General features: G+C 71.5%; 25 protein-coding genes. 5 read left to right on the forward strand and 20 right to left on the reverse strand.

Features of this window, described 5'->3' with window-relative positions; genetic code table 11:
* Positions 1–74: 74 nt before the first annotated feature.
* The 3 genes from ABZ914_RS15620 to ABZ914_RS15630 all read right to left on the reverse strand — a co-directional run bounded on the left by ABZ914_RS15620 (position 75) and on the right by ABZ914_RS15630 (position 3,176).
* Positions 75–371 carry a chaplin family protein gene (locus ABZ914_RS15620; protein ID WP_347256808.1) on the reverse strand — a complete coding sequence of 99 codons (297 nt, stop codon included), beginning with the start codon at positions 369–371 and terminating at the stop codon, positions 75–77.
* A 155-nt stretch (positions 372–526) separates the two neighbouring features.
* Positions 527–1,273: a response regulator gene (locus ABZ914_RS15625; RefSeq protein WP_500193588.1), complete on the reverse strand. Its 747-nt coding sequence runs from the start codon at positions 1,271–1,273 to the stop codon at positions 527–529.
* Between the two features lie 739 nt (positions 1,274–2,012).
* On the reverse strand, positions 2,013–3,176 hold the full coding sequence (locus ABZ914_RS15630) for a sensor histidine kinase (RefSeq protein ID WP_500193589.1): 1,164 nt from the start codon (positions 3,174–3,176) through the stop codon (positions 2,013–2,015).
* A gap of 125 nt (positions 3,177–3,301) precedes the next feature.
* On the opposite strand from ABZ914_RS15630, the gene ABZ914_RS15635 reads away from it, so the two are divergent.
* Complete coding sequence (locus ABZ914_RS15635; protein WP_500193590.1) at positions 3,302–4,327, forward strand: SAM-dependent methyltransferase; 1,026 nt, start codon at positions 3,302–3,304, stop codon at positions 4,325–4,327.
* A 131-nt stretch (positions 4,328–4,458) separates the two neighbouring features.
* Here the strand turns inward: ABZ914_RS15635 and ABZ914_RS15640 are convergent, their stop codons facing one another.
* Positions 4,459–5,667, reverse strand: a complete 1,209-nt coding sequence (locus tag ABZ914_RS15640; protein WP_190859506.1) for a cytochrome P450 — start codon at positions 5,665–5,667, stop codon at positions 4,459–4,461.
* A 109-nt stretch (positions 5,668–5,776) separates the two neighbouring features.
* Positions 5,777–6,223, reverse strand: coding sequence for a MarR family transcriptional regulator (locus tag ABZ914_RS15645; RefSeq protein WP_500193591.1), 447 nt, complete (start codon positions 6,221–6,223; stop codon positions 5,777–5,779).
* Positions 6,224–6,321: 98 nt separating this feature from the next.
* Between ABZ914_RS15645 and ABZ914_RS15650 the strand changes: the two genes are divergently transcribed.
* A complete protein-coding gene (locus tag ABZ914_RS15650; RefSeq protein ID WP_500193592.1) occupies positions 6,322–7,161 on the forward strand; it encodes an alpha/beta fold hydrolase in 840 nt (279 codons plus the stop codon).
* Positions 7,162–7,290: 129 nt separating this feature from the next.
* Here ABZ914_RS15650 and ABZ914_RS15655 read toward each other — a convergent pair whose 3' ends face one another.
* Positions 7,291–8,547, reverse strand: a complete 1,257-nt coding sequence (locus ABZ914_RS15655; protein WP_500193593.1) for a PH domain-containing protein — start codon at positions 8,545–8,547, stop codon at positions 7,291–7,293.
* A 263-nt stretch (positions 8,548–8,810) separates the two neighbouring features.
* Positions 8,811–9,542, reverse strand: a complete 732-nt coding sequence (locus ABZ914_RS15660) for a PH domain-containing protein (RefSeq protein WP_500193594.1) — start codon at positions 9,540–9,542, stop codon at positions 8,811–8,813.
* Between the two features lie 79 nt (positions 9,543–9,621).
* On the opposite strand from ABZ914_RS15660, the gene ABZ914_RS15665 reads away from it, so the two are divergent.
* Positions 9,622–10,770 carry an NADH-quinone oxidoreductase subunit D gene (locus ABZ914_RS15665; RefSeq protein ID WP_387031881.1) on the forward strand — a complete coding sequence of 383 codons (1,149 nt, stop codon included), beginning with the start codon at positions 9,622–9,624 and terminating at the stop codon, positions 10,768–10,770.
* A 51-nt stretch (positions 10,771–10,821) separates the two neighbouring features.
* On the opposite strand, the gene ABZ914_RS15670 is transcribed toward ABZ914_RS15665, so the two are convergent.
* The 11 genes from ABZ914_RS15670 to dacB form a co-directional block, all read right to left on the reverse strand.
* Positions 10,822–11,295: a DUF3180 domain-containing protein gene (locus ABZ914_RS15670; RefSeq protein ID WP_190859533.1), complete on the reverse strand. Its 474-nt coding sequence runs from the start codon at positions 11,293–11,295 to the stop codon at positions 10,822–10,824.
* Positions 11,292–11,879, reverse strand: a complete 588-nt coding sequence (folK, locus tag ABZ914_RS15675) for a 2-amino-4-hydroxy-6-hydroxymethyldihydropteridine diphosphokinase (RefSeq protein WP_190859535.1) — start codon at positions 11,877–11,879, stop codon at positions 11,292–11,294. The genes ABZ914_RS15670 and folK overlap by 4 nt, the downstream gene beginning before the upstream one ends.
* Complete coding sequence (gene folB / locus ABZ914_RS15680) at positions 11,876–12,241, reverse strand: dihydroneopterin aldolase (RefSeq protein ID WP_190859615.1); 366 nt, start codon at positions 12,239–12,241, stop codon at positions 11,876–11,878. The genes folK and folB overlap by 4 nt, the downstream gene beginning before the upstream one ends.
* 11 nt (positions 12,242–12,252) lie before the next feature.
* Positions 12,253–12,690: a nuclear transport factor 2 family protein gene (locus ABZ914_RS15685; protein WP_190859537.1), complete on the reverse strand. Its 438-nt coding sequence runs from the start codon at positions 12,688–12,690 to the stop codon at positions 12,253–12,255.
* Complete coding sequence (gene folP, locus ABZ914_RS15690) at positions 12,687–13,568, reverse strand: dihydropteroate synthase (RefSeq protein ID WP_241755835.1); 882 nt, start codon at positions 13,566–13,568, stop codon at positions 12,687–12,689. The genes ABZ914_RS15685 and folP overlap by 4 nt, the downstream gene beginning before the upstream one ends.
* A 242-nt stretch (positions 13,569–13,810) precedes the next feature.
* Complete coding sequence (gene folE, locus ABZ914_RS15695) at positions 13,811–14,425, reverse strand: GTP cyclohydrolase I FolE (protein ID WP_500193595.1); 615 nt, start codon at positions 14,423–14,425, stop codon at positions 13,811–13,813.
* Between the two features lie 5 nt (positions 14,426–14,430).
* Positions 14,431–16,437, reverse strand: a complete 2,007-nt coding sequence (ftsH, locus tag ABZ914_RS15700; RefSeq protein ID WP_190859539.1) for an ATP-dependent zinc metalloprotease FtsH — start codon at positions 16,435–16,437, stop codon at positions 14,431–14,433.
* A 322-nt stretch (positions 16,438–16,759) separates the two neighbouring features.
* Positions 16,760–17,323, reverse strand: a complete 564-nt coding sequence (gene hpt / locus ABZ914_RS15705) for a hypoxanthine phosphoribosyltransferase (protein WP_190859541.1) — start codon at positions 17,321–17,323, stop codon at positions 16,760–16,762.
* Between the two features lie 96 nt (positions 17,324–17,419).
* Entirely contained in the window at positions 17,420–18,502 is a 1,083-nt protein-coding gene (gene tilS, locus ABZ914_RS15710; protein WP_500193596.1) for a tRNA lysidine(34) synthetase TilS, read from the reverse strand.
* Positions 18,503–18,596: 94 nt separating this feature from the next.
* Positions 18,597–19,709: a zinc-dependent metalloprotease gene (locus tag ABZ914_RS15715; RefSeq protein WP_190859621.1), complete on the reverse strand. Its 1,113-nt coding sequence runs from the start codon at positions 19,707–19,709 to the stop codon at positions 18,597–18,599.
* A gap of 163 nt (positions 19,710–19,872) precedes the next feature.
* Entirely contained in the window at positions 19,873–21,180 is a 1,308-nt protein-coding gene (gene dacB / locus ABZ914_RS15720) for a D-alanyl-D-alanine carboxypeptidase/D-alanyl-D-alanine endopeptidase (RefSeq protein WP_500193597.1), read from the reverse strand.
* Positions 21,181–21,401: 221 nt separating this feature from the next.
* Between dacB and ABZ914_RS15725 the strand changes: the two genes are divergently transcribed.
* The gene (locus ABZ914_RS15725; RefSeq protein WP_190859550.1) at positions 21,402–21,893 is read left to right on the forward strand and encodes an inorganic diphosphatase; all 492 of its coding nucleotides are present in this window, start codon (positions 21,402–21,404) and stop codon (positions 21,891–21,893) included.
* 211 nt (positions 21,894–22,104) lie between these two features.
* Here ABZ914_RS15725 and ABZ914_RS15730 read toward each other — a convergent pair whose 3' ends face one another.
* Together ABZ914_RS15730 and ABZ914_RS15735 are read right to left on the reverse strand one after the other, a co-directional pair.
* Complete coding sequence (locus ABZ914_RS15730; protein ID WP_500193598.1) at positions 22,105–23,295, reverse strand: C40 family peptidase; 1,191 nt, start codon at positions 23,293–23,295, stop codon at positions 22,105–22,107.
* A 159-nt stretch (positions 23,296–23,454) separates the two neighbouring features.
* Complete coding sequence (locus ABZ914_RS15735) at positions 23,455–25,287, reverse strand: RNA polymerase sigma factor (RefSeq protein ID WP_500193599.1); 1,833 nt, start codon at positions 25,285–25,287, stop codon at positions 23,455–23,457.
* A 234-nt stretch (positions 25,288–25,521) separates the two neighbouring features.
* Here ABZ914_RS15735 and ABZ914_RS15740 point away from each other — a divergent pair.
* Positions 25,522–26,211: helix-turn-helix domain-containing protein (locus tag ABZ914_RS15740; RefSeq protein WP_500193600.1), on the forward strand; the 690-nt coding region annotated here is incomplete at its 3' end.

Consider the following 26,211-nt stretch of genomic DNA (forward strand, 5'->3'; position numbering starts at 1 on the left):
CCCGCCGGCCCGGGTCGCCCCCACGGGCCGACCGGCGCTTCGATGCCGGGCCGTTGCGCGCCCGGCGCGGCCGATCAGCCGTTGTCGACGGACGCCCCGCCCTTGCAGTGGGCGGCCGCGATGCCGACGACGGCACCGACCGCGTTGCCGCAGACGTCGATCGGCACCGAGATCGGGATGTTGACCTGGTTGCCGCCCAGGATGGAGAAGTTGCCGCTGGTGTGGTTGTTGTTGAACTGACCACCGTGGCCGTGGCCATGGCCCTTGCCATGGCCGTGGTCCCAGCCGCCGGCGTACGCGGGCGCCGCGCCCAGGGCCGAACCGGCCACCGCGAAACCGATGATGCCGGTGACGACGAGCTTCTTGAACACGAGAGTCCTCCCGTACCGGGCCGACGGCCCGAAGCGAATGTTTCCAGAGCCCTCCGCAGAGGGCATCGCGTACAGTAGTTACCCTGATACTCTCAGCTACGAGACCGGTGCGGCCCAGCACGACGGCAATTGGTCACCATAAAATGATCATGGACCTACCAAGCGTCGCCGCTTTGACCGCTTTTCACCAGGCCTGTCTCGTAGGCGAACACCACCGCCTGCACCCGGTCCCGGAGCCCCAGCTTCATCAGGATCCGGCCCATGTGCGTCTTCACCGTCGCCTCCGAGACGAAGAGCCGGCCCGCGATCTCCGCGTTCGACATCCCCCGCGCCACCAGCCGTAGCACCTCGCCCTCCCGCTCGGTCAGGCTCTCCAGCGCGCCGCTCGCCCTCTGCTCGCTGTCCGGCAGGTGCAGCGCGAACCGGTCGAGGAGCCGCTTGGTGGTGCTCGGCGCCACCACCGCGTCCCCCGAGTGCACCGCCTTGATCGCCTCGATCAGCTGCGCCGGGCCCGCGTCCTTCAGCAGGAACCCGCCCGCGCCCGCCTTGATCGCCGCGAACGCGTACTCGTCCAGGTCGAACGTGGTCAGGATGATCACCTTCGGCGCCCCGTCCCCACCGTGGCCGCCCCCGGCGCGACCGGACCCGCCCCACTCGCCCGACACCACCCGCCGCGTCGCCTCGATGCCGTCCATCCGCGGCATCCGGACGTCCATCAGCACCACGTCCGCCGCCGTCGTCCGCAGCAGGTCGAGGGCCTGCTGCCCGTCCCCCGCCTCACCCACCACCACGATGTCGGGCTGCGCGTCCAGCACCATCGTGAAGCCGGCCCGCACCAGCTCCTGGTCGTCCACCAGCACGACCCGGATCGGCCCGGCGTCCAGTTCGTCGTCCATCTCCATCACGTCTCTCCTCACAGCGGACTCGGTCCCGCGGCACGCCTGGCGCCCGCCCTCCACGTCCTACGCTCCCACCCGAACGCCCCGCTCCCACCCAACGCCGCCCACGCAGTCACACCCCGCCCCCACCCGGTCACACCCCAGTGCGCGCGGCATGACCGGTGGCGTGCCGAGTGACCTGTGGCGTGACCGTGGGGGCGGTGGCGTGGTGGGCCACGCCACAACTCACGCGGGCCGCCGCCGCTCACGCAGAACACCGTCCCGTCACGCTGGCACCACCGCTCACGCAAAGCCCGTCGCGAACTGTCACGCAAAGACCAGAGTCACGCAGAAGACCACTGTCACGCCGCGTGCCACCGCTCACGCAGAACACCACCCGTCACGCCGCATGCCGCCGCTCCCGCAGGACGCCACCGGCCACGCAGTCACGCCACCCTCCACGCGGGCACGCCACGGGCCACTCCGCACGGCGCCCCTCCCCACGGCGACACTTCGGGCGGCGCCGGTCACGCCGCCACTCCCCACGCCGCCGCTTTGGGCGGCGCCGGTCACGCCGCCACTCCGCACGGCGCCACTCCGCACACCGTCACTCCGCACGCCGCCGCTCCCCACGCCGCTACTTCGCGCGGCGCCACTTCGGGCGGTGCCGGTCACGGCGCCGCTCCGCACGCCGCCACTCCCCACGCCGCTACTTCGGGCGGCGCCGGTCGCGGCGTCGCCGACTGCGTGGGCATGGCGTCGGTCACGCGGCTTCTCCCGTCGGGATCCGCGCGACCACCTCGAAGCCTCCGCCGGGGCACGGATGGGCGTGGACGCTGCCGCCGTACACCGCCGCGCGTTCCCGCATCCCCGCGAGCCCGTGGCCCCGTCCGTCGTCGGCCGCCGCCGCCCCGCGCCCGTCGTCGTGCACTCGCACCTCGACCGCGTCCCCCGCGTACCGGAGCCGGACCGTCGCGGCCACGCGCGGACCGCCGTGCTTGAGGGTGTTGGTCAGCGCCTCCTGCACGATCCGGAACACCGTCAGCTGCCGGCCCTCCGACATGTCCGGCGGCGAACCGGCGACCTCGTACGTCACCGGCAGTCCGGACGAGCGCACCTGCTCGACCAGGTCGTCCAGCTGCGCCACGCCCGGCTGCGGCGCGTACGCCCCCGCGTCGTCGCTCTCCCGCAGCACCCCGAGCAGCCGCCGCATCTCCGCCAGCGCGTTGCGTCCCGTCTGCGAGATCGTCTCCAGCGCCTGCCGGGCCCGGCCCACGTCCGTGTCGATCGCGAACGACGCGCCGTCCGCCTGCACCACGATCACGCTGACGTTGTGCGCCACCACGTCGTGCAGCTCCCGCGCGATCCGGGCCCGTTCCGCCGCCATCGCCATCTTCACCTCGGCGTCGCGCTCCTGCTCGAGCCGTGCCGCCCGCTCCTCCAGCGAGCTCAGGTAGGCCCGGCGCGTCCGGATGTGCAGCCCGAGGATCCACACGCCCGCCACCAGGGCCGACAGCATCAGCAGCGTCGACCGCTGATCGGCAGGCCCGGACGCGTACCGCAGCGCCGCCATGACCGCGCCCAGCTCGGCGGTCAGCGCCGCCGCCAGCCCCCAGCGGAACGTGAAGTCCGCCGCGACGGTGTACAGGCCCATCAGGACGGCGATGTTCGCCGGGATCGGGACGATCCCCGCGACGCACTGGACGCAGCAGATCAGCGCCACCACGGCGAAGACCGTCCGCGGGAACGTCCGCCGCATCACCAGCGGCGCGACGAGCCCGACCGTCAGCGCCAGGTACTCCAGCCTCGGCACGGCCTGCGCGTCGCCCAGCCACGCGGGGAGGGAAAGCAGCACGACCGGGGCCGCGAAAAAGGCGTCGACCAGGGGTTTCCTGCCGCGCAGCCAGTCCCAGAACCTCCCGACCATGCGCACAGCGTATGTACCGCCAGGTCAGCCCGGGATCAGCCGCAGGTCGGACCGCCGTCCACCGCAGGGATGGTCCGGCCGCGGCGGGGACCGCCCGGCGGCCGCCGCACGGTAACGTCACGGTCGTGGAGGCGTTGGTTACCGAGTGGCTGACATGGCGCACCGCGATGGAGCGGGCACTGTACGGGGAGGGCGGCTTCTACCGTCGGGGTGAGCGCCCCGCCGAGCATTTCCGCACCTCGGTGCACGCCTCGCCGCGCTTCGCCGCCGCGATCGCCCGGCTCCTGATCGACGTCGACACCGCCCTCGGCCACCCGGATCGCCTCGACCTCGTCGACATCGGCGCCGGCTCGGGCCGCCTGCTCGCCAACATCCTGGCCGGTCTGCCGTCCGGCATCACCTCCCGCCTCGCGCCCACCGCCGTGGAGATAGCACCACGCCCCTCCGACATTCCGGCGTCCGTCACCTGGCGCGCCGACCTCCCCGACCGCATCACCGGCCTCGCCGTGGCCAACGAGTGGCTCGACAACATCCCCCTCGACGTCGTCGAGCGCACCCCGGACGGCATCCGCACCGTCCTGGTCGATCCGTCCAGCGGCGGCGAGCGCCCCGGCGCCGAGCCGTCCGCCGAGGACCGCGACTGGATGGACCGCTGGTGGCCCCTCCGCGAGCCCGGCGACCGCGCCGAGATCGGCCATCCGCGCTGCGCCGCGTGGGCCTCGGTGATCGGGCGCCTCGACCGGGGCCTCGCGATCGCGGTGGACTACTCGCACGCCCGCGACTCGCGCCCCCCGTACGGCACCCTCACCGGCTACCGCGACGGCGCCACGGTCCCGGCCGTCCCGGACGGCTCGTGCGACGTGACGGCGCACGTGGCCCTGGACGCCTGCACCACCGCGGGCGAGCGGGCCGGCGCCACGTCCACGCTCCTCACCACCCAGCGCGCCGCCCTCCTCGCCCTGGGCCTGTCGGGCGCCCGACCGCCCCTGGCGATGGCCCACACCGACCCGCGCGGGTACGTCGCCGCCCTGTGCCGCGCCGGTGAGGACGCGGAGCTCCTCGACCCGTCCGGCCTGGGCGGTTTCGGATGGCTCGCGCAGACCGTCGGCATCCCGCTGCCGCCGTCCCTGTCCTCACCACCCGCGCCCTGACCTGCGATCTCGCCCCTACCTGCCAGGCGCCCGCACGGCGAAACCACTACTGACGAGCCCCCTCCTACCAACCGCGCTCCCGGCAGACCGTCCAGCGCCACAGGCGGAGGGCGCTCAACCCACCACGGCGCTCAGCACTCGACGTGCAGTGCCTGAAGCCCGCGCAGGACGAACCCGGGCTTCCACTCCGGCTCGGAGACCAGACGGAGTCCCGGTGCCAGCCGGAGCAGCGCCGACAGCGACTCGGCCAGCTCGATCCGGGCCAGCGGGGCGCCCAGGCAGTAGTGGATGCCGAGGCCGAACGTGATGTGCGGGTTCGGGTCCCGGGCGAGGTCGAGCCGGTCGGGGTCGGCGAAGACGGCCGGGTCGCGGTTGGCGGAGGCGAACTGCAGCGCCACCTCGGCCCCGCGCGGGATGTCCACGCCCGCCACGGTGATGTCCTCCAGCACCCACCGCTCGAACATCGGCGCCGGAGTGTCGTACCGCAGCAGCTCCTCGACGGCCGTGGGGACGAGCGACGCGTCCCCGCGCAGCCGCTCCAGCTCGCCGGGGTTGCGGAACAGCGCCCACCAGCCGTTGCCGGTCGCGTTGACCGTGGCCTCGTGGCCCGCGTTGAGCAGCAGGACGCAGGTGCCGATCAGCTCGTCCTCGGTCAGCCGGTCCCCCTCGTCGACGACCTGGGCGAGCGCGCTGATCAGGTCGTCGCGCGGCTCCCGGCGCCGCGACCGGGCCAGGTCCCGCAGGTAGTCGGAGAACTCCACCGCGGCCCGGACGGCCGTCCGCTGCACCTCCTCCGGCGGGTTCAGCTCGTACATGCCGCAGATGTCGGCGGACCAGGGACGCAGCAGCGGCCGGTCCGCCACAGGCACGCCGAGCATCTCCGCGATCACGTTGACCGGCAGCGGCTCCGCGACCTCGGCCAGCAGGTCACCGCCGCCCTTGGCGGCGAGCGTCCCGGCCAGTTCCCCGGCCAGTCTCCGGATCGTCGGCCGCAGCCCTTCGACCATCCGCGCGGTGAACGCCTTGGACACCAGCCGCCGCAGCCGCGTGTGGGTGGGCGGCTCGACGTCGAGCATCCCGGCCCGGATGAGGTCCCAGAACGGCTTGAGGAACTCCGCCTCCGGCTGCTGCCCGAACTCCTCGTGCCCGGCCACGTGCAGGTAGGAACGGCCGAGCCGCCGGTCGCGCAGCAGCGCGTCGACGTCCGCGTACCGGCTGATCACCCACTGGCCGGTCGGCTCGTGGAAGAACGCCGGCCGTTCCTCCCGCAGCCGCGCGAACACCGGATACGGATCCGCCACGAATCCCGGCGCCCACGGCTCATACCCCAAATCGCTCATCCACCGACAATACGACCAGCACCCCACCCCAGAGCGAGCCCGAACGAACCACAACGACCGCGGCCGGACGCGCACGAACAGGCCAGTGGGCGGGGTGAGAGCGGGCGGGTCAGGGGGTGCGGAGATGGGTGAGGCTTTCTGGGCTCAGGTGGCGGGCCAGGACGTCGAGGGCGTTCGTCACCTCGGCGAGGTGCTCGCTTCCGCCGAGGGCCGCCGCCAGGGCGGCGTCGATGGTGGTGGCGCGCACCTCGGCCACGCGTTCGGACACCTCGTCGGCCTTGCGGACCAGGGAGCGGCGGCGGTCGCCCGGGTCGGGGGCGGTCACCACCGAGCCGGTCTTCCTGAGCCGCGCGACCGCCGTGGAGACCTGGCTCTGCGGTAGCCCGGTCCGCTCGGCGATCTCCCCGATGGCGCTGTCCGGATGGCCGACGATGTCGCTCAGCACGATCAGGACCGCGCGGGTCCCGCCCGCCGGGCCGCCGCGCGGCGCCGGCATGGCCTCCTCGCCGATCTTCATCAGCGTCCGTCCCAGCAGGAACAGCTCGACTCCGTTCACCCTCCCAACTTACATCTGGACAGATGTATCTATTTCGATGTATCTATAGAGATGTGTTCACCGACCGCCGGTGAGCCGACCGATGCGGAGGACGACGGATGAACGCGACCAAGACCGCGATGCTGCAGGTGCCCGGCGCCGAGGTGTACTACGAGGTCCGCGGGGACGGCCCGCTGATGGTCATCGGGCAGAGCGGCGAGGGGGACGCGCGCCGGACCGCCGACCTGGTCGACCGCCTCGCCGAGCACTACACGATGGTCACCTACGACCGCCGCGGCCTCTCCCGGACGCGGGTGGAGGACCCTTCAGTCCCGGTGACGCCCGCCATGCACGCCGAGGACGTCCACCACCTGCTCTCCGCGCTGACCGACGAGCCCGCCCTCATGCTCGGCTGCAGCCTCGGCGCCCTCTACGGTCTGCACCTGGCCGCAGCGCACCCGGGCCAGCTCGCCGCCCTCATCGCCCACGACCCCGCGACCCCTGGCCTGCTGAAGGACCACGACCGGGCCGACATCGAACGCCGGCTCGGCGAGATCGAGGCCGCGTACCGGGCGGACGGCTGGCGCGCCGCCGTGCCGCTGGCCGCCGCGCTCACCGGTCTCGACCCGGCCCGGATCGAGACGGAGGCCGGGGTCATCGCCGCTCCGATGACCGAGGAGCGCGCCGCCAACTTCGGCTACTACCTGGCCAACGACATCCCCCAGTGCCGCGTGGACACGCTGGGCGCCGCGGAGGTCCGCGCCGCCGCCGCGCACACCCGGATCATCCCCGCCGCCGGTAAGGACTCCAAGAACGCGTGGAACCACCAGTGCGCCGTGGAACTGGCGGCGCTGCTCGGGCGCCCGGTCGAGGAGCTCCCGGGCGGCCACAACGGCAACACCTCGTTCCCCACCGGCTTCGCCGCACGCGTCCACGAACTGTTCACGCCGACCTCCTGATCCGCCGATCGGCTCCGCCCTCCGGGCGGAGGGCCGCCGCCCTTCGCCGCTGCGAGGGGGACGACCGCCACCCATGCTCGACGGCGCAGAACGGTCAGGAAAGGCGAACGTGATTCTGTGGATAACCGGTCAGCGCGCGGCCCAGTGGGCCGGGTCCCCTGCGGTGCTGCGGGCGGCCTGGGCGCGGCGCGCCTCAGACTCGACGATCACCCGGGCCTCGCCGACCTCCCGGTCGGCGGCCGCCACCTTCACCGGTCCCGGCGGCGCGTCCACGTGGACGGTGGCCAGCCCGAAAACGCGCTGCACCGGGTTCATGGTCAGGCGGACGCTCTGCGCGCGCGCGTGCGCGATCACGTCCGTGCGGCGGCACGGCCACCCGTGCCGGGCCACGAACACCACGTCGTCGGCTCCGGCCCCGTCCGCCCGGTCGATCGCGATGGCCTTCGACGAGGCGGGGACGAGCGGCACCGCGTCCACATGCGTGCCGGGGAAGACCTGCGTGACCAGGTGCATGGCGACGTGCCTCGGCGCGATCGGCAGCAGCGTCGAGGACAGCGCCTCCCGCTCCCCCGCGTAGCCGGCGACGGTCACCTCGACGCGGGCCCACCCGATCTTCCGCCAGATGGCGGGCTCGACGATGCTGACGGCCTGGATGCGGCCCGGCGGGAGCGTCTGCATCCGTGTCTCGAGCAGCCCGTACCGCAGCCGTATCCCGTCCGGTGACATCGCGACCGTGAAGTTGGCGTACATCACCAGCGGCGCGATGACGGCGCGGATGAGCCCGAGCACGATGGGCAGCGTGACCGCCAGGATGCCGCCCTCGGCGTACACCACGAGGAAGACCAGGCTCGCGAAGAAGAGGATCCCCGTGCCGAGCACGGGCAGGCGGAGGATCAGCGAGGCGAGGAGGTTCCCGAAGGGGACGCGCCACATGTGCCGTTCCGGCGCCTCGGGCGTGGTCCCCGGGAGACCCGCCGCGCGCGCGAGGAGTTCGGCGCGCAACTGCTGGGCGGAGTGGCGTCCGAGGTAGCGCAGCGCGATCTCGCTCTGCTCCCCGCCCGCGAGTTCGACCCGGACCTCCGCCAGGGAGAACACCCGCGTCACGAGCGGACGGACGACGTCGATGGCCTGGATGCGCGAGAGTGGGATGCGGCGCTTGCCCTTGCGGATCAGGCCCGTCTCCACCACGAGGTCGTCGCCGTCGATGCGGAAGCGCAGGCCCAGCCATGTCCACAGGCCGGAAACGGCGGCGATCACCGTCATGGGGAAGGACACGGCGAAGAACCGCGTCAGCACGGCGGGCGTGAGCTCCAGCGTGACGCCGCCGCTCGTCTGGGTCAGCAGCAGCGGGAAGCCGAGCAGGACGAAGTAGACGACGAGGAACACGAACGCGCGCAGCGGTGCCGTCGCCCAGTGCAGCCGGTGCGTGCCCTCGGAGAACCGGACCGGCGGCGGTGGCGGCCGGTATCCGGGCGGCGGTCCGTACGCTTGGGGCGGCCCATAAGGCGGTCCGGGCCGACCGTACGGGCCAGGGGGCGGCCCGTACGGAGGACGAGGCGGCCCGTAAGGACCCGGCGGTTGCGGCCCATAGGGACCGGACGGTCCGTACGGGCGGCCATGGCCGCCGGGAGGCGGACCATAGGGGCCGTTCATAGGCCCATGCTCCGTGCCTCGCCCTTCTGGGCGAGTCGATCGCGCAGATGTGCGGCCTCCATGGCGGGCAGGCCGGGAATGGCCGCGTCCGTCGCCGCGGCCGCGGTGTGCATGCGCACCGTGGCGATCCCCATCCAGCGCTCAAGGAGACCCGCGGTCACGTCCACGAACTGCATGCGGCCATAGGGGACGACGATGAGCCGCTTGACGAACACGCCATGGGTCACCACGAGGTCGTCGGAACGCTCGACGTAACCGAAGGACCGGCGGTCGAGCTCTGCCATGACCCACGTGACGATGGTGACCAGCACTACCGCGGCGAGCCACATCACGGCGGCCACCGCGCCTCCGTTGCGCCACACCAGGAACGCGCCCACGGCACCGATGGGAACCGCCCACAGCACGGCGGTGAGGAGCCTGTGCGGTGCGTGCCGCGCGGAGATGGTCGCCCACTGGAGGCCCCCGCCGGGGGCGAACGCCTCGTCGGCCCGGTACGTCGGAGGCACCGAGGCGGGCGGGCCCGGGTGCTGCTGCGGCTGCGGACCGCCGCCGGGCGGCACCTGCCCGCCCGCGCCGGGCACGAAGTCGGGCCGGCCAGGCGGCGGGCCCGCAGGGTCCTGCGGGTGGCCGCCCTGTCCCGGCCCGGACGGCGCGGGAGGGTGCGCCGCGTCCTGGTATCCAGGCTGCGCGGCGGGCTCGTACGGCGGTTCGCCTTGGCTCGGGTTCATCGCCCCCTAGTCAACCGGATAACGGCCGCCGCTCGCCATGGGACCATGAAGCGGTGATCGGAGCGGCGGAGACGCGACCATGACCACCGAGCGGATAGTCGGGATCGGTGCGGGCGCCAAGGAGCTCGCCACCGAGGACATGACGTTGAACATCGGCCCCCAGCACCCGTCCACGCACGGGGTGCTGCGGCTGCGGCTGACCCTGGACGGGGAGCGGATCTCGGGGGCCGAGCCCATCATCGGCTACATGCACCGGGGCGCCGAGAAGCTCTTCGAGGTGCGGGACTTCCGGCAGATCATCGTGCTGGCCAACCGGCACGACTGGCTCTCGGCGTTCTCCAACGAGCTCGGCGTGGTGCTCGCCGTCGAGCGGATGCTCGGCATGGAGGTGCCGGTCCGCGCGGTGTGGACGAGGACGCTGCTGGCCGAGCTCAACCGCGTCCTCAACCACCTCATGTTCCTCGGCTCCTACCCGCTGGAGGTAGGCGCGATCACGCCGATCTTCTACGCGTTCCGTGAGCGCGAGACGTTGCAGCGGGTGATGGAGGAGGTGTCCGGCGGCCGCATGCACTACATGTTCAACCGCGTCGGGGGCCTGAAGGAGGAACTCCCCGCCGGTTGGACGGCGCGCGCGCGGACCGCCGTCTCCGAGGTGCGCTCAAGGATGGGCGACATCGCCGACCTCATCATGGGCAACGAGATCTTCCGCGCGCGCACACGCGGCGTCGGGGTGCTCACCCAGGAACAAATTCTTCAGTACGGCGTGTCGGGCCCCATCGCGCGGGCGTCCGGTCTCGATTTCGACCTGCGCCGGGACGAGCCGTACCTCGCCTATGGGGAACTCGACGTGCCGGTGGTCACCCGGCAGGAGGGCGACTGCCTCGCCCGCTTCGAGTGCCTGCTGGACCAGGTGTACGCGTCACTGGACCTCGCCGACGCGTGCCTCGACCGCCTCGGTGAACTGCCGCCGGGGCCCGTCAACCAGCGGCTTCCCAAGGTCCTCAAGGTCCCCGAGGGGCACACCTACGCCTGGACCGAGAACCCGCTCGGCATCAACGGCTACTACCTGGTGTCGCGCGGCGAGAAGACGCCGTGGCGGATGAAGCTGCGGTCCGCGTCGTTCAACAACATCCAGGTGCTGGCCGAACTGCTGCCCGGCAACCTGGTCGCCGACATGATCGCGATCCTCGGCTCGATGTTCTTCGTCGTCGGCGACATCGACAAGTAGCGATGGGCAAGTAGCGGCACCCTGTCGGGGACCGCCGCAGGAGCTCACGCCCTACGCCCTGGAGGCGTTCCTGTCGCGCTCCTCCTCGTCGGGGTCCTTGGGCACACGGCACGCGTACTCCAGGAAGAACGCCGCGCCCACCAGCACCACGGCCGCCAGGAACGTGCCCACGCTGACGAAGAAGTCGTGGCGCGGGGTCGACTTGTCCAGCGAGTCCGCCAGGCTGGCGGCGAAGCCGCCGAAGACGCCGGCGATGAGCGCGGCAGTGTGCGCGCTGGCCTTCCCCAGGGCCGCCATGCGCGCGACCACAAGGGGCTCCACCGGCTTGGTGTTCGGCTTGCGGCGGATCCGGCGCAGCAGGTTGTAACCGGTGAAGGCCTCGCCGAGCGCCAGCAGCAGCAGTGTGGGCACCGCCGTCCACGGCAGGGGCGGCAGCGACACGTACGCGGAACGCAGCACCGCCCAAGTGATCACCGCGACGACGATCACCAGGGCGACGAGGAAGAGCGGGCGGGAGGGTCTCATGCAGGCTGCTGCAGGGTCAGGTCGTCCCGGCGGCGAACGGCCGAAGGGCCCCCTTCCGCCTGCTTGGCCTCGGCCAGGTCGCCGACGCGGCCGTGCCCCGGCAGGAGCACGTCCGGCTCGATGTCGGCCCACGGCACGAGCACGAACGCCCGCTCGTGCGCGCGCGGGTGCGGGAGGGTGAGGTCGGGGCGGTCGGACGAGATGTCACCGAACACCACGATGTCGATGTCCAGCGTGCGCGGCCCCCAGCGGACCTCGCGGACGCGGCGCAGGGAGTTCTCGATGTTGAGGACGCGCTCGAGAAGGTTCTCCGGCGCGAGCCTGGTGTCGGCCACCACGACGATGTTCAGGTAGTCGCCCTGTTCCGGGAGCGTCTCCCCGGGCGGCGCGAACGGGGCCGTCTCGTAGACCGGGGAGCAGGCCACGAACTCCAGGCCGGGGGCGTCGAACAGCGCGTCGACCGCCTCCTGGAGGTTGTCCAGGCGATCGCCGAGGTTGCTGCCGAGCGAGAACACGACGCGGTGCGCGACCAGCATGTGGCCGCCGGTCGCGGTGCGATCGGGCATGCGGTCTGACGCTGTCATGGGCGACTCCTCCTGATCTTCACGGCGACGTCCGTGAAGGGATGCGGCACCGGGGCGCTCGGCTTGTGGACGGTGACCTCGACCTCCACCACCGCCGGGTCCTCCAGACATATCTTCGCGAGCCGGTCGGCCAGCGTTTCGATCAGGTCGACGGGCTCGCCCTCGACGGCCGCGACCAGCCGGCCGGCCAGCGTGCCGTAGTCGACGGTACGCGACAGGTCGTCCGTCTCCGCCGCGGGGCGGGTGTCGAGGCCGAGCGACGCGTCGACGACGAACTCCTGCCCGAGTTCGCGTTCCGCCGGCAGCACTCCGTGCCGCCCCCGGGCCCGCAGGCCGCGCAGTTCTATGCGGTCCAGTTCCATGCGGTCCAGACTCATTCTTCCTCTGCATCCGCGGGAGTGAGGACGGGCGAGCCGTGGTGCAGCAGCAGCCGCCACTGCCCGTCGACGCGTACGAACAGTTTCGTGGCCACGATGCTCCCTCCCGCGAGGAAACCGGCCTCGGTGTCCTCGTCCGCGGTGAGGACGTTCTCCTTGCACGTGACCACGGCGTGGTCGCCGTAGACGTCCGTCTCGACGTCGGTCAGCACGAACTGGATGTAAGTGGTGTTGGCCATGATGAGCGCCCACGACCGGAGGACCTCCTCGCGCCCGCGCAGCATCGTCCAGCCCGGGTGGACGCAGGAGACGCCCGCCGCGTAGGGGCCCTCCGCCCACACGTCGGACATGCGGTCGAAGTCCCCCGCTTCGAAGGCGGCGTAGAACTCGGCGTGGACCTCTTCCAGGTCGGCGCGGTTCACTGCACGGCTCATCGCTGGTCGCCTCCGGGGTGCATGGGACGGGCGGCCTCGATCGCGGCCGCCACGCGTACGGCGTCCACGTTCGGACGTACCCGGTGCACGCGGACGCACCACGCGCCGGCGGTCGCGGCGAGGGCCGTGACGGCGACGGTGGCGTCGTCGCACTCGGCGAACGGGCGGCGCGTCCCGTCCGGCTCGGCCAGCAGGGTCGTGAAGAAGCTCTTGCGGGAAGCGCCCACGAGAAGGGGGTAGCCCGTACCGACGAACTCGTCCAGGTGGGCCAGCAAGGCCCAGTTGTGCCCGGCGGTGGGGCTCTTGGCGAACCCCAGCCCGGGGTCGAGGACGACCATCGACGGGTCGACGCCCTCCCGCAGGACCGCGTCGACGCGGTGCAGCAGTTCCTCGCGCACTTCGCGGACCACGTCCGCGTAGACGGACCGGGTCTGCATGTCGTGGCTGTGGCCGCGCCAATGCATCACCACGTAGGGCACGTTGGCGGCGGCCACCACACGGGGCATGTCCGGATCGGCCAGGCCGCCGCTCACGTCGTTCACGAGACGGGCGCCCACGGAGACAGCGGCCTCCGCCACCTCCGCGCGCATGGTGTCGACACTGACCGGAACATTCTCTTCCGTGAGCGCCTTGATGACGGGCACCACGCGGCGGAGTTCCTCGTCCAGCGACACCCGCTGCGCCCCTGGGCGCGTGGACTCCCCGCCCACGTCGACGATGTCGGCGCCCTCGGCGACGAGATCCAGGCCGTGCCTGACGGCCTTCTCCGGATCGAACCAGCTCCCCCCGTCGGAGAACGAGTCCGGGGTGACGTTGACCACGCCCATGACGAGGCATCGCCCCGGCTGGGGCAGCCCCGGAACGGCGGCACTGGTCATACAACAACCCTATGCCTTGCCTGCACCCCTTCAGATCGTCGCCCTAGGCCGCTCTAGCCCCGTCCTAGGCGCGCTCTAGGCGACGCGGGCGCACCCGCGGCCGCACGGCCGGCGGCCGTCGTCTCGCGACGGCGCTCACGCCCCGGCCGCCCGTCGCCGCTCACCCATCACACGCTGAACGGGCCTCAGCGCGACGCTGAGGCCCGTTCGGACGTTCTGGGGATTCGAGATGCGGACGAGGGTCAGGGGCGGCCCAGGATCAGGCTCATCGCCTCGCCGCGGGTCTCCGCATGATCGCGGAAGTCACCGCGCACCGCCGAGGTCACCGTCTTGGCGCCCGGCTTGCGCACCCCCCGCATGGTCATGCACAAGTGCTCGGCCTCGATCACGACGATCGCCCCGCGCGGCTCCAGCACCCGCATCAGCGCGTCCGCCACCTGGCTCGTCAGCCGCTCCTGCACCTGCGGGCGACGCGCGTACACGTCGACCAGCCGGGCGAGCTTCGACAGGCCGGTGATCTGCCCCTTCTTGTTGGGCGTGTACCCGACGTGCGCCACCCCGTGGAACGGCACCAGGTGGTGCTCGCACACGCTGTACACCTCGATGTCCTTCACCAGGACCATTTCCTCATGGTCGGCGTCGAACACCGTCGTCAGCGCGTCCTCGGGCCGCTGGCGCAGCCCGGCGAACTGCTCGGCGTACGCGCGCGCGACGCGCGCCGGCGTGTCGCGGAGCCCGTCGCGATCGGGGTCCTCCCCGATCGCGAACAGGATCTCGCGCACCGCCTTCTCGATCCGCGCGTGGTCGAACCCCGGAGGGTCCTCCCGCACGGGCTCTTCGTCGTAGGGGATGGCCAAGGCGGTCAGCTTTCGCCCGGGGCCGGGTCGGCGGACTCGGAGGTGACGCCGCCGCCCTGGCCGTTGTTCTTGGTCAGGTCGGTCACGTCCTGCGGGCCCAGCAGAGCCAGTTCCTTGGGCGTGAGCACCGGCGGGCGGTCCGACGGGAGGCGCTTGCCGTAGCCGGTGTAGGAGTTCTGGTGCGGCCGCTTCTGGATCGGAGCGAAGATCTGCAGCACCTGCTCCTTGGAGAGGGTCTCCTTCTCCATGAGGTTGACCACCAGGTCGTCCAGGACGTCCCGGTACTCCATGAGGATCTCCCACGCGGTGTCGTGGGCGGCCTCGATGTAGCGGCGCACCTCGTCGTCGATCGCGGACGCGATGTCCTCGGAGTAGTCCCGCTCGTGGCCCATGTCGCGGCCGAGGAAGACCTCGCCCTGCCCGGTGCCGAACTTGCGGGCGCCGAGGCGCTCGCTCATGCCGTACTCGGTCACCATGTTGCGGGCGATGGAGCTGGCCTTCTCGATGTCGTTGGCCGCGCCCGTGGTGGGCTCGTGGAAGACCAGTTCCTCCGCGGTACGCCCGCCCAGCAGCATGGCCAGCTGGTCGGTCATCTCCGAGCGCGTGGTGAGGAACTTGTCCTCCATCGGCAGGGTCATGGTGTACCCCAGCGCGCGCCCGCGCGGGAGGATCGTCACCTTGTGCACGGGGTCGGAGTTCGGCAGCGCGTGCGCCACCAGCGCGTGCCCGCCCTCGTGGTAGGCGATGATCTTCTTTTCCTTCTCCGACATCACCCGGGTCTTGCGCTCCGGCCCGGCCATGACGCGGTCGATGGACTCCTCGAGGGTGTCCATGTCGATCAGCTTGCGGTCGAAGCGCGCGGTCAGCAGCGCCGCCTCGTTGATCACGTTCGCGAGGTCCGCGCCGGTGAAGCCCGGGGTGCGGCGCGCGATGACGTCCAGGTCGACGTCCGGGGCGAACGGCTTGCCGCGGCCGTGCACCCGGAGGATGCCCTTGCGGCCCTCCAGGTCGGGACGGTCCACGGTGACCTGCCGGTCGAACCGGCCGGGACGCAGCAGCGCCGGGTCCAGGATGTCGGGGCGGTTGGTCGCCGCGATCAGGATCACGCCGCCCTTGACGTCGAAGCCGTCCATCTCGACGAGCAGCTGGTTCAGCGTCTGCTCGCGCTCGTCGTGGCCGCCGCCGAGGCCCGCGCCGCGGTGCCGGCCGACGGCGTCGATCTCGTCGATGAAGATGATCGAGGGGGCGTTGGTCTTGGCCTGCTCGAACAGGTCGCGCACCCGGGAGGCGCCGACGCCGACGAACATCTCGACGAAGTCGGAACCGGAGATCGAGTAGAACGGCACCCCCGCCTCGCCGGCCACCGCGCGCGCGAGGAGCGTCTTACCGGTGCCGGGCGGGCCGTACAGCAGCACGCCCTTGGGGATCTTCGCGCCGATCGACTGGAACTTCGCCGGGTTCTGCAGGAAGTCCTTGATCTCTTCCAGCTCCTCCAGGGCCTCGTCGGCCCCGGCCACGTCGGCGAAGGTGGTCTTCGGGGTGTCCTTGGTGATGAGCTTGGCCTTGGACTTGCCGAAGTTCATCACCCGCGAGCCGCCGCCCTGCATCTGGTTCATGATGAACAGGAAGATCAGCACGATGACCACGATGGGCAGCAGGCTGAACAGCAGGTTCAGGAAGAAGCTCTGCTTGGGGACATCAACGTTGTAGCCGCCGGGCAGCTTGCCCGCGTCGGCCTGCTTCTGCAACTGGTTCTGCAACTGCAGGCCCTGGCCGTCGACCCAGGAGGCCTGCTGCTGCTTGCCGTTCTTGAGCGTGACCTCGATCCGCTGGTCCTTGTCCACGATCTTCGCGGACTTCACCTGTCCGGCGTCGATCTCCTGGACCACCTTGGAGGTGTCGGTCTTCTCGAACGAACGGCCGGGGTTGACGCCCCACATCACCAGGGCGACCAAGAGGCCGAACAGCAGGATCCACAGCAGCGGCCCGCGAAAATAGCGCTTCACGTCCATTTATCCGGTTACCCCTACGGGGCCCGTCCCTCCTGACCAACGTCTGTGTGCGATCCTCGCCCGTCCCGGGGGGCGGACGCCACTGCGACCAGCAAGGCCCGTCGCCCGGGGCTCCGGACCCACCGAGGCGGTCTCCCTCACATGGCTCCCTGACCCGAGGGCCCGGGATAGTGACGGTACACCGCAGGGCACAGGAGACGCAGCCAGCGCCGATCTCCTGATCCTCTTCATATACCCGTCAACGACCTTTGCAACGATCCGTCACGGCCCCTTGTTCCCTGGGGGCTCCCAGGGAACTCCGGTAGACCGCGCACGGACAGGTTCAGGAGCCCTCCCCGCCGTACACATGGGGCGCCAAAGTCCCCACGAAGGGAAGGTTCCGGTACTTCTCGGCGTAGTCGAGCCCGTACCCGATGACGAACTCGTTGGGGATGTCGAACCCGATGTACCTGACGTCGAGGTCGGTCTTCACCGCCTCGGGCTTGCGCAGCAGCGCGCAGATCTCCAGGGACGCCGGGCCGCGCGAGCGCAGGTTGCTGACGAGCCACGACAGCGTCAGGCCCGAGTCGACGATGTCCTCCACGATGAGCACGTGGCGGTCGAGGATGTCGGTGTCCAGGTCCTTGAGGATGCGGACCACGCCCGACGACTTGGTGCCCGACCCGTAGGACGAGACGGCCATCCAGTCCATCGAGGCCGGCGTGTGCACCGCGCGCGCCAGGTCCGCCATGATCATGACGGCGCCCTTCAGGACGCCGACGAGGAGCAGGTCCCTGCCCTCGTAGTCGGCGTCGATCTGCGCGGCGAGCTCGCGCACCTTCGCCTGCAGGTCGGCCTCGGGGATCAGCACCTTCGCCAGGTCGTTGCCCAGGTCCTTCTCGTCCACAACCCCACCCTCATCGTTGTGACTCTTCGCCCGCCGCACGGAGCGGACGCCTTGCGCGACGGGCACGCCGTGTGACGAGACGCACACGGCGTGGTGTCAAACCGGGCCGAACAGCAGCCTCCCATACCGCCGGAACGCTCGAAGGCCCCCGGGCAGGTCGACGTGCCGCTGGCCGTGCCAGGCCGTGACCAGCCGATCCACTGCATCGACATGGACGGCCGCGAGCGTACCCGGTGGGCTGCCCGCTTTCACCGCGGCCATCCGCAAGACGCGGGTACGGACGGCTCTGGGCAGTTCTTCGAGGCCGTCCACACGGATCGCGACGGTGTGGCCTTCGTCATCGCGGTCGGATGCGTCGTCGTGGCCGGATGCGTCGTCGCGATCGGACGCGCCTGCCCCGTCGCGGTCGGAGGCGTCGTCGAGGAGTTCGTCGTAAGCGCGCGCGGCGAGACCGTCCAGGGTGTCGGCGTCGTCGCGCAGCATCCGGGCCGTTCGCGCCAGCGCCTCGGCCACGCCCGGCCCGATCGTCTCCTCCAGCACCGGCAGGGCCTGGTGCCGTACGCGCACGCGCGTGTAGGCGGGGTCGTCGTTGTGGGGGTCGTCCCAGGGCTCCAAGCCCATCGCCAGGCAGGCCCTGCGCATGGTCGCCCGGTCGAGTTCCAGCAGGGGCCGGAGATACAGAACATGGCCCCGCGCGGTCGGACGCTTGAGGGCTGGGGGCATTCCCGCCAGTGAGCGCGCTCCGGAGCCGCGTGCCAGCCCCAGCAGCACGGTCTCCGCCTGGTCGTCGCGGGTATGGCCCAGAAGGACCGCCGCCGCGCCGAGACGGTCTGCGGCACGGTCCAATGCCGCGTAGCGGGCGTTGCGGGCGGCGTTCTCCATGCCGCCCTCGCCGTCCACGGTGACCGCTACCGACCCGGCAGGGTCCAGCCCAAGGTCGGCGAGCGTCCGGACGACCGCGTCCGCGCGCGCGCCCGATCCGTCCTGTAGGCCATGGTCGATCGTGATGCCGCCTGCTTGGAGCCCCGCCCTGGGCGCCTCGAAGGCGAGGGCTCCCGCGAGCGCCAGTGAATCGGCACCGCCACTACATGCCACGAGCGTCATCGCACCAGCGGGCAGGTCGGCAAGGACGTGCCGCACCGCCCGCCGCACAGCCGCCACCGCCGGATCAGGCCCCATGGGAAACGTCTACCACCGGACGGCGGGGCATGGCGGAAGCGGTCTCGGCTCTCCTCGCCCGGTGGCCAGGCGGCTTGCGTGTCCTGCTATCGCGTCACGCCTCGCTGGCCTCGGGCGGGGCCACGTCGATGGCGCGCGGGCCGATGACCCGGTTCATCCACTCGGCCGGTTCCTTGATCTCGTCGTGCGTGGGCAGGCTCTCCGGGGACTGCCAGACCTGGTTGAACCCGGCCATGCCCGCCTCCGCGACGACCCGCCGGACGAACCGCGAACCCTCCGCGTACTGCTTCATCTTCAGGTCGATGCCGAGCAGGCGGCGGATCGTCTTGTCCAGCTTGGAGCCGCCGTCGCGGCGCCCCTGGAACCGGGAGCGGATCTGCTCGACCGAGGGCACGACCTCGGGACCGACCGCGTCCATGACGTAGTCGCCGTGCCCCTCGACCAGGGTCATCACCGCGGTGAGCCGGTCCAGGATCTTGCGCTGCTCGGGAGTCTGGATCGCGTCGATGAGGTTCGCGTCCCCGCCGCGCATCGCGTCGGCGACGGCCTCGGCGGCGTCCCGGATGCGGTCCAGCATCACGCCGGGGTCCAGGTCGGACGCCAGCAGGAACTGGGTCATCTGGTCCTGTACGTACTCGCGCAGCCACGGAACGCCGGTGAACTGGGCGCGGTGCGTCTCCTCGTGCAGGCACACCCACAGGCGGAAGTCGCGTGTGTGGACGCCGAGCTCCTGCTCCACATGGACGATGTTGGGCGCCACCAGAGTGAGGCGTCCGGTCGGCGCCTGCCCGGACGGGTCCGGCGGCAGGAACAGCTCGTACTGGCCCAGCACGCGGCTGGCCATGTAGGCGAGGATCGCGCCGACCTGCATTCCGGTCACTCGCGAACCGACCGCCTGCACGACCACATTGCCGGCGCCGCCCAGCGGGCCGGGGCCGCGGCGCTCGGTCATCTGCTCCATGAGCGGTTCCAGCACCACCCGGAAGCCGTCCACGTTGGCGCGGATCCATCCGGGCCTGTCCACGACCGTCGCCGGTGCCGGATCGAGCTCGGAGGCCATGCCCGTGAAGTCCCGCACGTGCCCGTGCGCGTCCCTGGACAGCTCGCGCAGCTCCGCCACGACCGCGCGGGCCTCCTCGTGGCTGACCTGCGGACCTGGACGCACCAGACGGGTTCCCGCCTGCACTGCGACGTTCCAGTCGATCATTGAGGCGCTCATGTGCTCCACCGTACTTTTCGGACACGGCGCCGGGGCGCCCCTGCACGATCGTTCAACGAACAACCGTTCTGGTTATCTCCCGTACGGCTCCGCCCACACTCCGGCGGGCGCCCGCAGGTGCGGACGATCAGCGGCCGCGGGCGGCCGCGCCTCAGCAGCCGCAGGTGGCGACGGCGGCTGCGAGCTGGTCGAGCTTGCCCGGATCCACCTGCCCCTTCCCGTCGCCCGCCATGAACGCGAACGTCAGCAGCCGGCCGTCGGCGTCGTAGGTGAGGCCGGCCAGGGTGCTGACCCCGGCCAGCGTGCCCGTCTTCGCGCGCACGACGCCCGCGGCGGCCTGGCTGGTGGCGAGCGTGTAGCGCGGCGGCCTCAAGGTTCCCGAGAACCCCGCTATGGGCAGGCCGGTGATGACCGAACGCAGCTGCGGGTGCGCGGGGTTCGCCGCGAGGGCGACGATGCGGGCGAGCGCGAGCGGCGTGATGCGGTTGCGCGGCGACAGGCCGCTGCCGTCGTTGACCGACACGCCCTGCGTGACGCCGAGCCTTGCGAGCGTCTGGCGCACCGCCTGCGCCCCGTCCACGAACGTGGCTGGACGCCCGAGCTTCATGGCCACCTGCCGGGCCACCGCCTCGGCCACGTCGTTGTCGCTCTCGGTCAGCAGATGCTCGATCAGCGCGGAGAGCGGCGGGGACTGGACCGCGCCCAGGCGCTGCGCCCCCTTCTGCGCGACGGTCCTACGCCCCGCCTTGGCCGCCACCCCGTTTCTGGTTAGGAAGCTCGCGAAGATGCTCGCGGCCGCTGCCGGCGGATCCGACACCCGCGCGCGCTTGGTCGGGTCCGCTGGGGAGACGCGTCCCTCGTCCACGGTCAGAGCGGTGACCGGCGCCAACTCGCCTTCCGGCAGATAGTTCGGCTTCCACCCGGCCGCTGTACGCGGCCCCTGGTACGCCGAGGCGTCGTAGTCCACGCGCACCCGCGTCACACCGGACGCCTTGAGCGCGGTGGCGGTCTGCTTCGCGAGGTCCAGCAGCGATGCGTAAGGCGGGTGGCCCTCGTCCGCGCGCGCGGGCAGGGCCGTCAAGGTAGGATCCCCGCCTCCGACGAGGACGATCCCGCCGCCGGTACCGCGCACGACCTGGGTGGTGATCCGGTGCGAAGGACCGACGGTGGCCAGAGCGGCGACGGTCGTCGCCAGCTTGGTCGTGGAGGCGGGTGTGGCGGGCTGGTCCCCGCGCTGCGCGAACAGCGTACGGCCGGTCTCCGCGTCCACGACCACGGCGTTGATCTTCGCCTTCGGGCCGCCGATGAGCGCCGCCAGCCGGCCCGACAGGGCTTGGGGGTTCGGCGCGCGCCCCCCGGCGGGATCGGCGGCGGGGATCCGGGCCGACGACCGCACCAGATCGCGCGCCGCGACGCCCGGCGGCTGCGGGGACAGGTGCCGGTCGGGTGTGAGTTTCACCACTGCCAGCCCCGCGCCGACGACGAAAACGTTAAGGAGGGACAGCGACAGTACGGCAAGGGCACGACCGCGTGCAGGCACGTGACCGCCCCTCTCCCACTCAGCACTCACCAACGTGCGACATCCTTATATAAGGGAACTCACCCCTGTGGGGGTCGGCCTCGCCCGCACAGACCCCCGAAAGACTATTCACTGCGACCGCGCAGGGAGCGGAGGACATCTTGGATTTCGACGTCACCATTGAGATCCCCAAGGGCCAGCGGAACAAGTACGAGGTGGACCACGAGACCGGCCGCATCCGGCTCGACCGCATGCTGTTCACCTCGACGCAGTACCCGGCCGACTACGGGTTCATCGAGAACACGCTGGGCGAGGACGGCGACCCTCTGGACGCGCTGGTGCTGCTCCAGGAGCCGACGTTCCCCGGGTGCCTCATCCGCTGCCGCGCGGTGGGGATGTTCCGGATGACGGACGAGGCCGGTGGTGACGACAAGGTCCTGTGCGTGCCCGCGACGGACCCGCGCATGGAGCACCTGCGCGACATCCACCACGTCCCCGAGTTCGACCGGCTGGAGATCCAGCACTTCTTCGAGGTCTACAAGGACCTGGAGCCCGGCAAGTCCGTCGAGGGCGCCAGCTGGGCGGGACGCGTCGAGGCCGAGGCCGAGATCGAGCGGTCCCGCAAGCGCGAGGCCGAAAAGGGCGGTCACTGAGCCGCGTCCGGGCACTCCCGGTCCCCCGCAGGGACCGGATCCGGAAGCCGCGCGACGGCGTAGATCCGCTCCCCGCCGTACGCGCCCCAGGATTCGCGTAGAGCCCTTCCGTACGGGTGACCGTACGGAAGGGCTCTCGCTTCCGTGCAGAGAGCGTTCGCCCCGGCGCGGGCCATGTGCGGTCACCTGCCTGTGCCATGCGGCGCCATGCTCAGCCCGCAGGACGGGTGGCTCCGATCAGATCACTCCGGTGGATGCTGGAAATGCGCACGCGCGCGCCCGTATAGGGCGCCTCCACCATCCGGCCGCCGCCGATGTAGACGCCCACGTGGTGGATGGTGTCGGGGTTCGAGGTGTCGGTGGCGAAGAACACCAGATCCCCCGGGCGGAGCCTGCGGACGGGGATGTGCGGCCCCGACGTCCACTGAGTGCCCGTCCAGTGGTCGAGCCGGATGCCCGCCTTGCTCCACGCGTACATGGCCAGGCCCGAGCAGTCGAAGCCGAGAGTGCCCGCCCCCTGGTCGACTCCTCGGCTGGGGCCGTCGTACGTCCCTCCGCCCCAGGAGTACGGGGTGCCGAGCCATTCGAGCGCCGCTCGCGCCACGGTCGCACCGCGCCGGACGACGTTCGCCGTTTCCAGGCCGGCCCGCGCCTTGCGATCCGCACGTGCCTCGAGCGCCCGTTCCCGCTCGCGCGCGAGTCGCTCCGCGCGCGCTTGGGCCGCGCCGAGCCGCTTCTCCAGCGCGCGCTTGCGGTCGGCGATCCGCCGGATGGACGCCTGTTGCGCCGCGACCGCCGCCTGAGCCTGCCCCTTCGCTACTTCCGCGCTCTTGGTCGCGGCCGTCTGCTCTTGGAGTGCGGCTTGCGCCTGCCGGCGAAACACGTCCGCGACGGTCTTGGACGCCTCGACCCGGCGGACCATCGCGGTCCGCTGCTCGGCCAGGACGTCCACCATCCCCGCCCGGTCCATGAAGCCCTGCGGACCGCCCCTGCCGGAGATCGCGGAGGAGACCCGGTCGTAGCCGGTGTTGTCCTGGTACACGCGCGCTGCGAACGACGCCAGCTGGTCCTGGGCCTCGCCCACCCTGCGGGCCGCCTCGGTCAGCCGCTGCTGCGTGTCGCGGTAAGCCTGCTGGGACCGTTCCAGCTTGACCCACTCTCCGTTGTAGCGTTCCACCGCCGCCTCGGCCGCGGCGTTCAGCCTGTCCAGCTCCCCGTCCGCCTGCGCGAGCTCGGCCTTCGTCCGGCCGATGGCCGCGGCGCGGTCCTTCACCAGCTGCCGGCTCTTCTCGACATCGTGCGCGCTCGGAACCGGCTTGCCCGCGGCGCGCGGCGCGGTACGGGCCGACACCGGCGGGGTCAGCCAGCTCATGCCGACCGCCATCCCGGCGGAGAACACCATCAAGCGAAGGGTCGCGTTCCTGGCGGAGGACACCGTTCCGCGACGGCGAGGCTCTACTGCGCTCGGTCCCATGAACACGTCCTCCCCCTGGCGTGTTTTACTTAGCGCAAATGATCACCTACGAAGCGTAGTTGAGACGGGCAACAATCGGAACGTCCGTCACGCGGGCGTCGTGCTTCCGTTCGAGGCGGACGGTGCGCCGGACGCCGACGAAGAGGCGGGCGGGTCCGACGGCGGAGGCGGATCCGGCTCCCCGCCCGAAGGCGGGGCTTCCCCGCCCGAGGATGGCACATCGGACGACGGCGGCGGATCGGACGACGGCGGCGGGTCCGACTCCGGCGGCGCCGGCGAGGGCGGCGGGCTCGGGTCGGACGACGTCGGCGGCTCACCCGGCCGGTTCGTCTCCGGCGGAGTGGACGGGGCGCCCGTACCGGGGCCCGTTGGAGGCGGGGTGGGATTCGAGCCACCGCCCGGCGTACCTGGAGTATCGGCACGCCAGGTGACGCACACCTCGGTTCCGCCCGGCTGGAACGAGATGCCGCCCTCTCCCCGCGCGCGCGAGCGGCGGGACACGTGCACGGAGACGGATACGGTCTGGCCGGCCTCCAGTCGCCCGGAGGACCTGCTCAGTCCGAGCGCACCCCAGGTCTTGGCGCTCCACGCCACGGGTCCTCCTGTCGCCTGCAGCTCCACTGAGCCGTCCGAGCCTCCGGCGAGGTCCAGGTACAGCGGGGACACCACGAGGACGCTCGGCGGTTTCGTCGGCGAAGGCAGGGGGCCTCCCTGCGCCGGCGCGGGGGGCGACGGGTACAGGGCGGTGGGCGGTGCGGAGGAACCTAACGAGCCCAACGGGAAGGTGGCCGAAACCGGCGCGGCGTCGACGACACCATCGCGGCCCGCACTCGGACGGCCGTCAGGCATCGGACTGTGGGAAAGACCTGGAACCGCACTGGGCCGGGGTCCTGTCAGAGCGCCCGCCCGCCCGGTGTCCTCTGCATGGCCGAACAACCCGCGCACGGCGGCGATCCCCCCGCTGAACAGGACCGCCACCATCACGAGTACGGCGAAGGCACGGGCGGCCTGCGCGGCCAGCCCGTCCGGCGGTAATGCACAGCGCTCCCCCTTCGGCCGCCTTCGCAGGAAGAGCCGCTTCCTGGGGCGAGGCAGCCGGACGGCGGCCTGCCCCGACTGCACAGGAAACCCGGCCGAAGTGAACTCGGTGACGCGGGTGGCCACGAACAACCGGTAGCCGACGAGTTCGGAATCCATGAAGCAGCTCATCACCCGGAGCCGCAGATCCTCGGGCGGGTCCGCGTCCGGGAGCAACCCGTACACCTTGGCCGCCGATACGCTGCGCGGCCGGAACAGGCCGCAGGCGGAGCATTCCTGGGCGTGCGCCAAGAGTCGCTCGCTCAGTTCCGCGGTGAGGTCACCGTGCCGCTGCCGCAGCAGCCGAGCACGTTCCGCGCAACCGTACGGGCCCTGCTTCACCAGGATCTCCGCCGTCAACGCCGCTTCGAGTTCGGCGTGCGCGCGCTCCAGGACCGCCTCGGCCTCCTTGCTCGGGACATCGAGAATGGCCGCCAGATCCGGAATGGACATCTGGTGCCGGACCCGTAGCTCAAGGACTTCCCTGGAAACGGCCCGAAGCGACGCCACGGCCTCCCAGGCGGTGATCCGCTGATCGACGTCGTCCTGGTCGTGGCTGGCGACCGGCAGGTCGGGCGGATGCTCCCGCACCGGCGACCGCCGGGCGCACTCCAGCCGCGCGATGGCGTACAGCCACGGCCCGAACCGATCCGGATCGCGCAGCTTGCCGATGTGCGCCTCGGCCACGACGAACGCGTCCCGCAGCGCGACCTGCGCGGCGTCCCGCTCCCGCAACTGGAACCAGCAGTAGGCGTAGAGCCGATCAGCGTAGGCCGCGTACATGGCGGCCGGGGCGCCGACGTCGCGCCCGCGCAGCGCCTCGACCAGGAGATGGTCGTTCATACCAGAAAAGGTAAAGCCTCCCGTAGGTCTTTACTCGCAATTTCAAGAGATCGAACTCGATGGCACTGCTCAATTCTTCCGCATTTTTATGCGCTTTTCCCGAGTGTTGCATTTGGCGGTTTTAGCGGGGATTCGTCCGGTCTCTCGCCTCCCGCTCGACCCGCGGCCGGGGTCGCACCCGCCACCGGGCCCGCGTATTTGACACTGTCATCGTGACAGTGTCATCATCGAGCCATGGACGTCACCTGGACCATCGGAGAGCTGGCCGAGCGCGCCGTCGCGGTGCTCGCCGCCGGCGAATCCGCGCAGGTCAACGGCCGGGTGCGCGACCTGCCCAACGAGCGGCTGATCCGCTGGTACACCACCATCGGGCTGGTCGACCCGCCCGCCGGCCGGCGCGGCCGCACCGCGCTCTACGGCCCGCGGCACCTTCTGCAGCTCGTCGCGGTCAAGCGGCGCCAGGCGGCGGGCCGCTCGATCGCCGAGATCCAACTCGAACTCGCCGCGGCGACCGACGCCACTCTCGAACGCATCGCCGCCCTCCCGCCCGGCGCCATGGATTCCGCAGCGGAAATGCCGTCCCCGGCCGCCGGAGCGACCCCGGTCGGTTCGGCACCCGACACGGAAGCGACCGACACGGAAGCGACCGGCACGGAAGCGACCGGAACAGAAGCAGCTGACGCAGAAGCGGCCGGCATGGAGACGGCCGATTCTGTGCGACAGCCGACCCGGCCGCGCCCCGAAGACGCCCCGACTGACGGCACCGCGACCCCGCGCGCGGCGTCCGCGAAAACCGCACCGCCCGCCGACGGCGGACAGCAGGCCGACAGCGGACAGCAGGCCGACAGCGGACAGCAGGCCGACAGCGGACAGCAGGCCGACAGCGGACAGCAGGCCGACAGCGGACAGCAGGCCGACAGCGGA

The sequence above is a fragment of the Spirillospora sp. NPDC046719 genome (assembly GCF_040645715.1).
Lineage (GTDB): Bacteria > Actinomycetota > Actinomycetes > Streptosporangiales > Streptosporangiaceae > Spirillospora.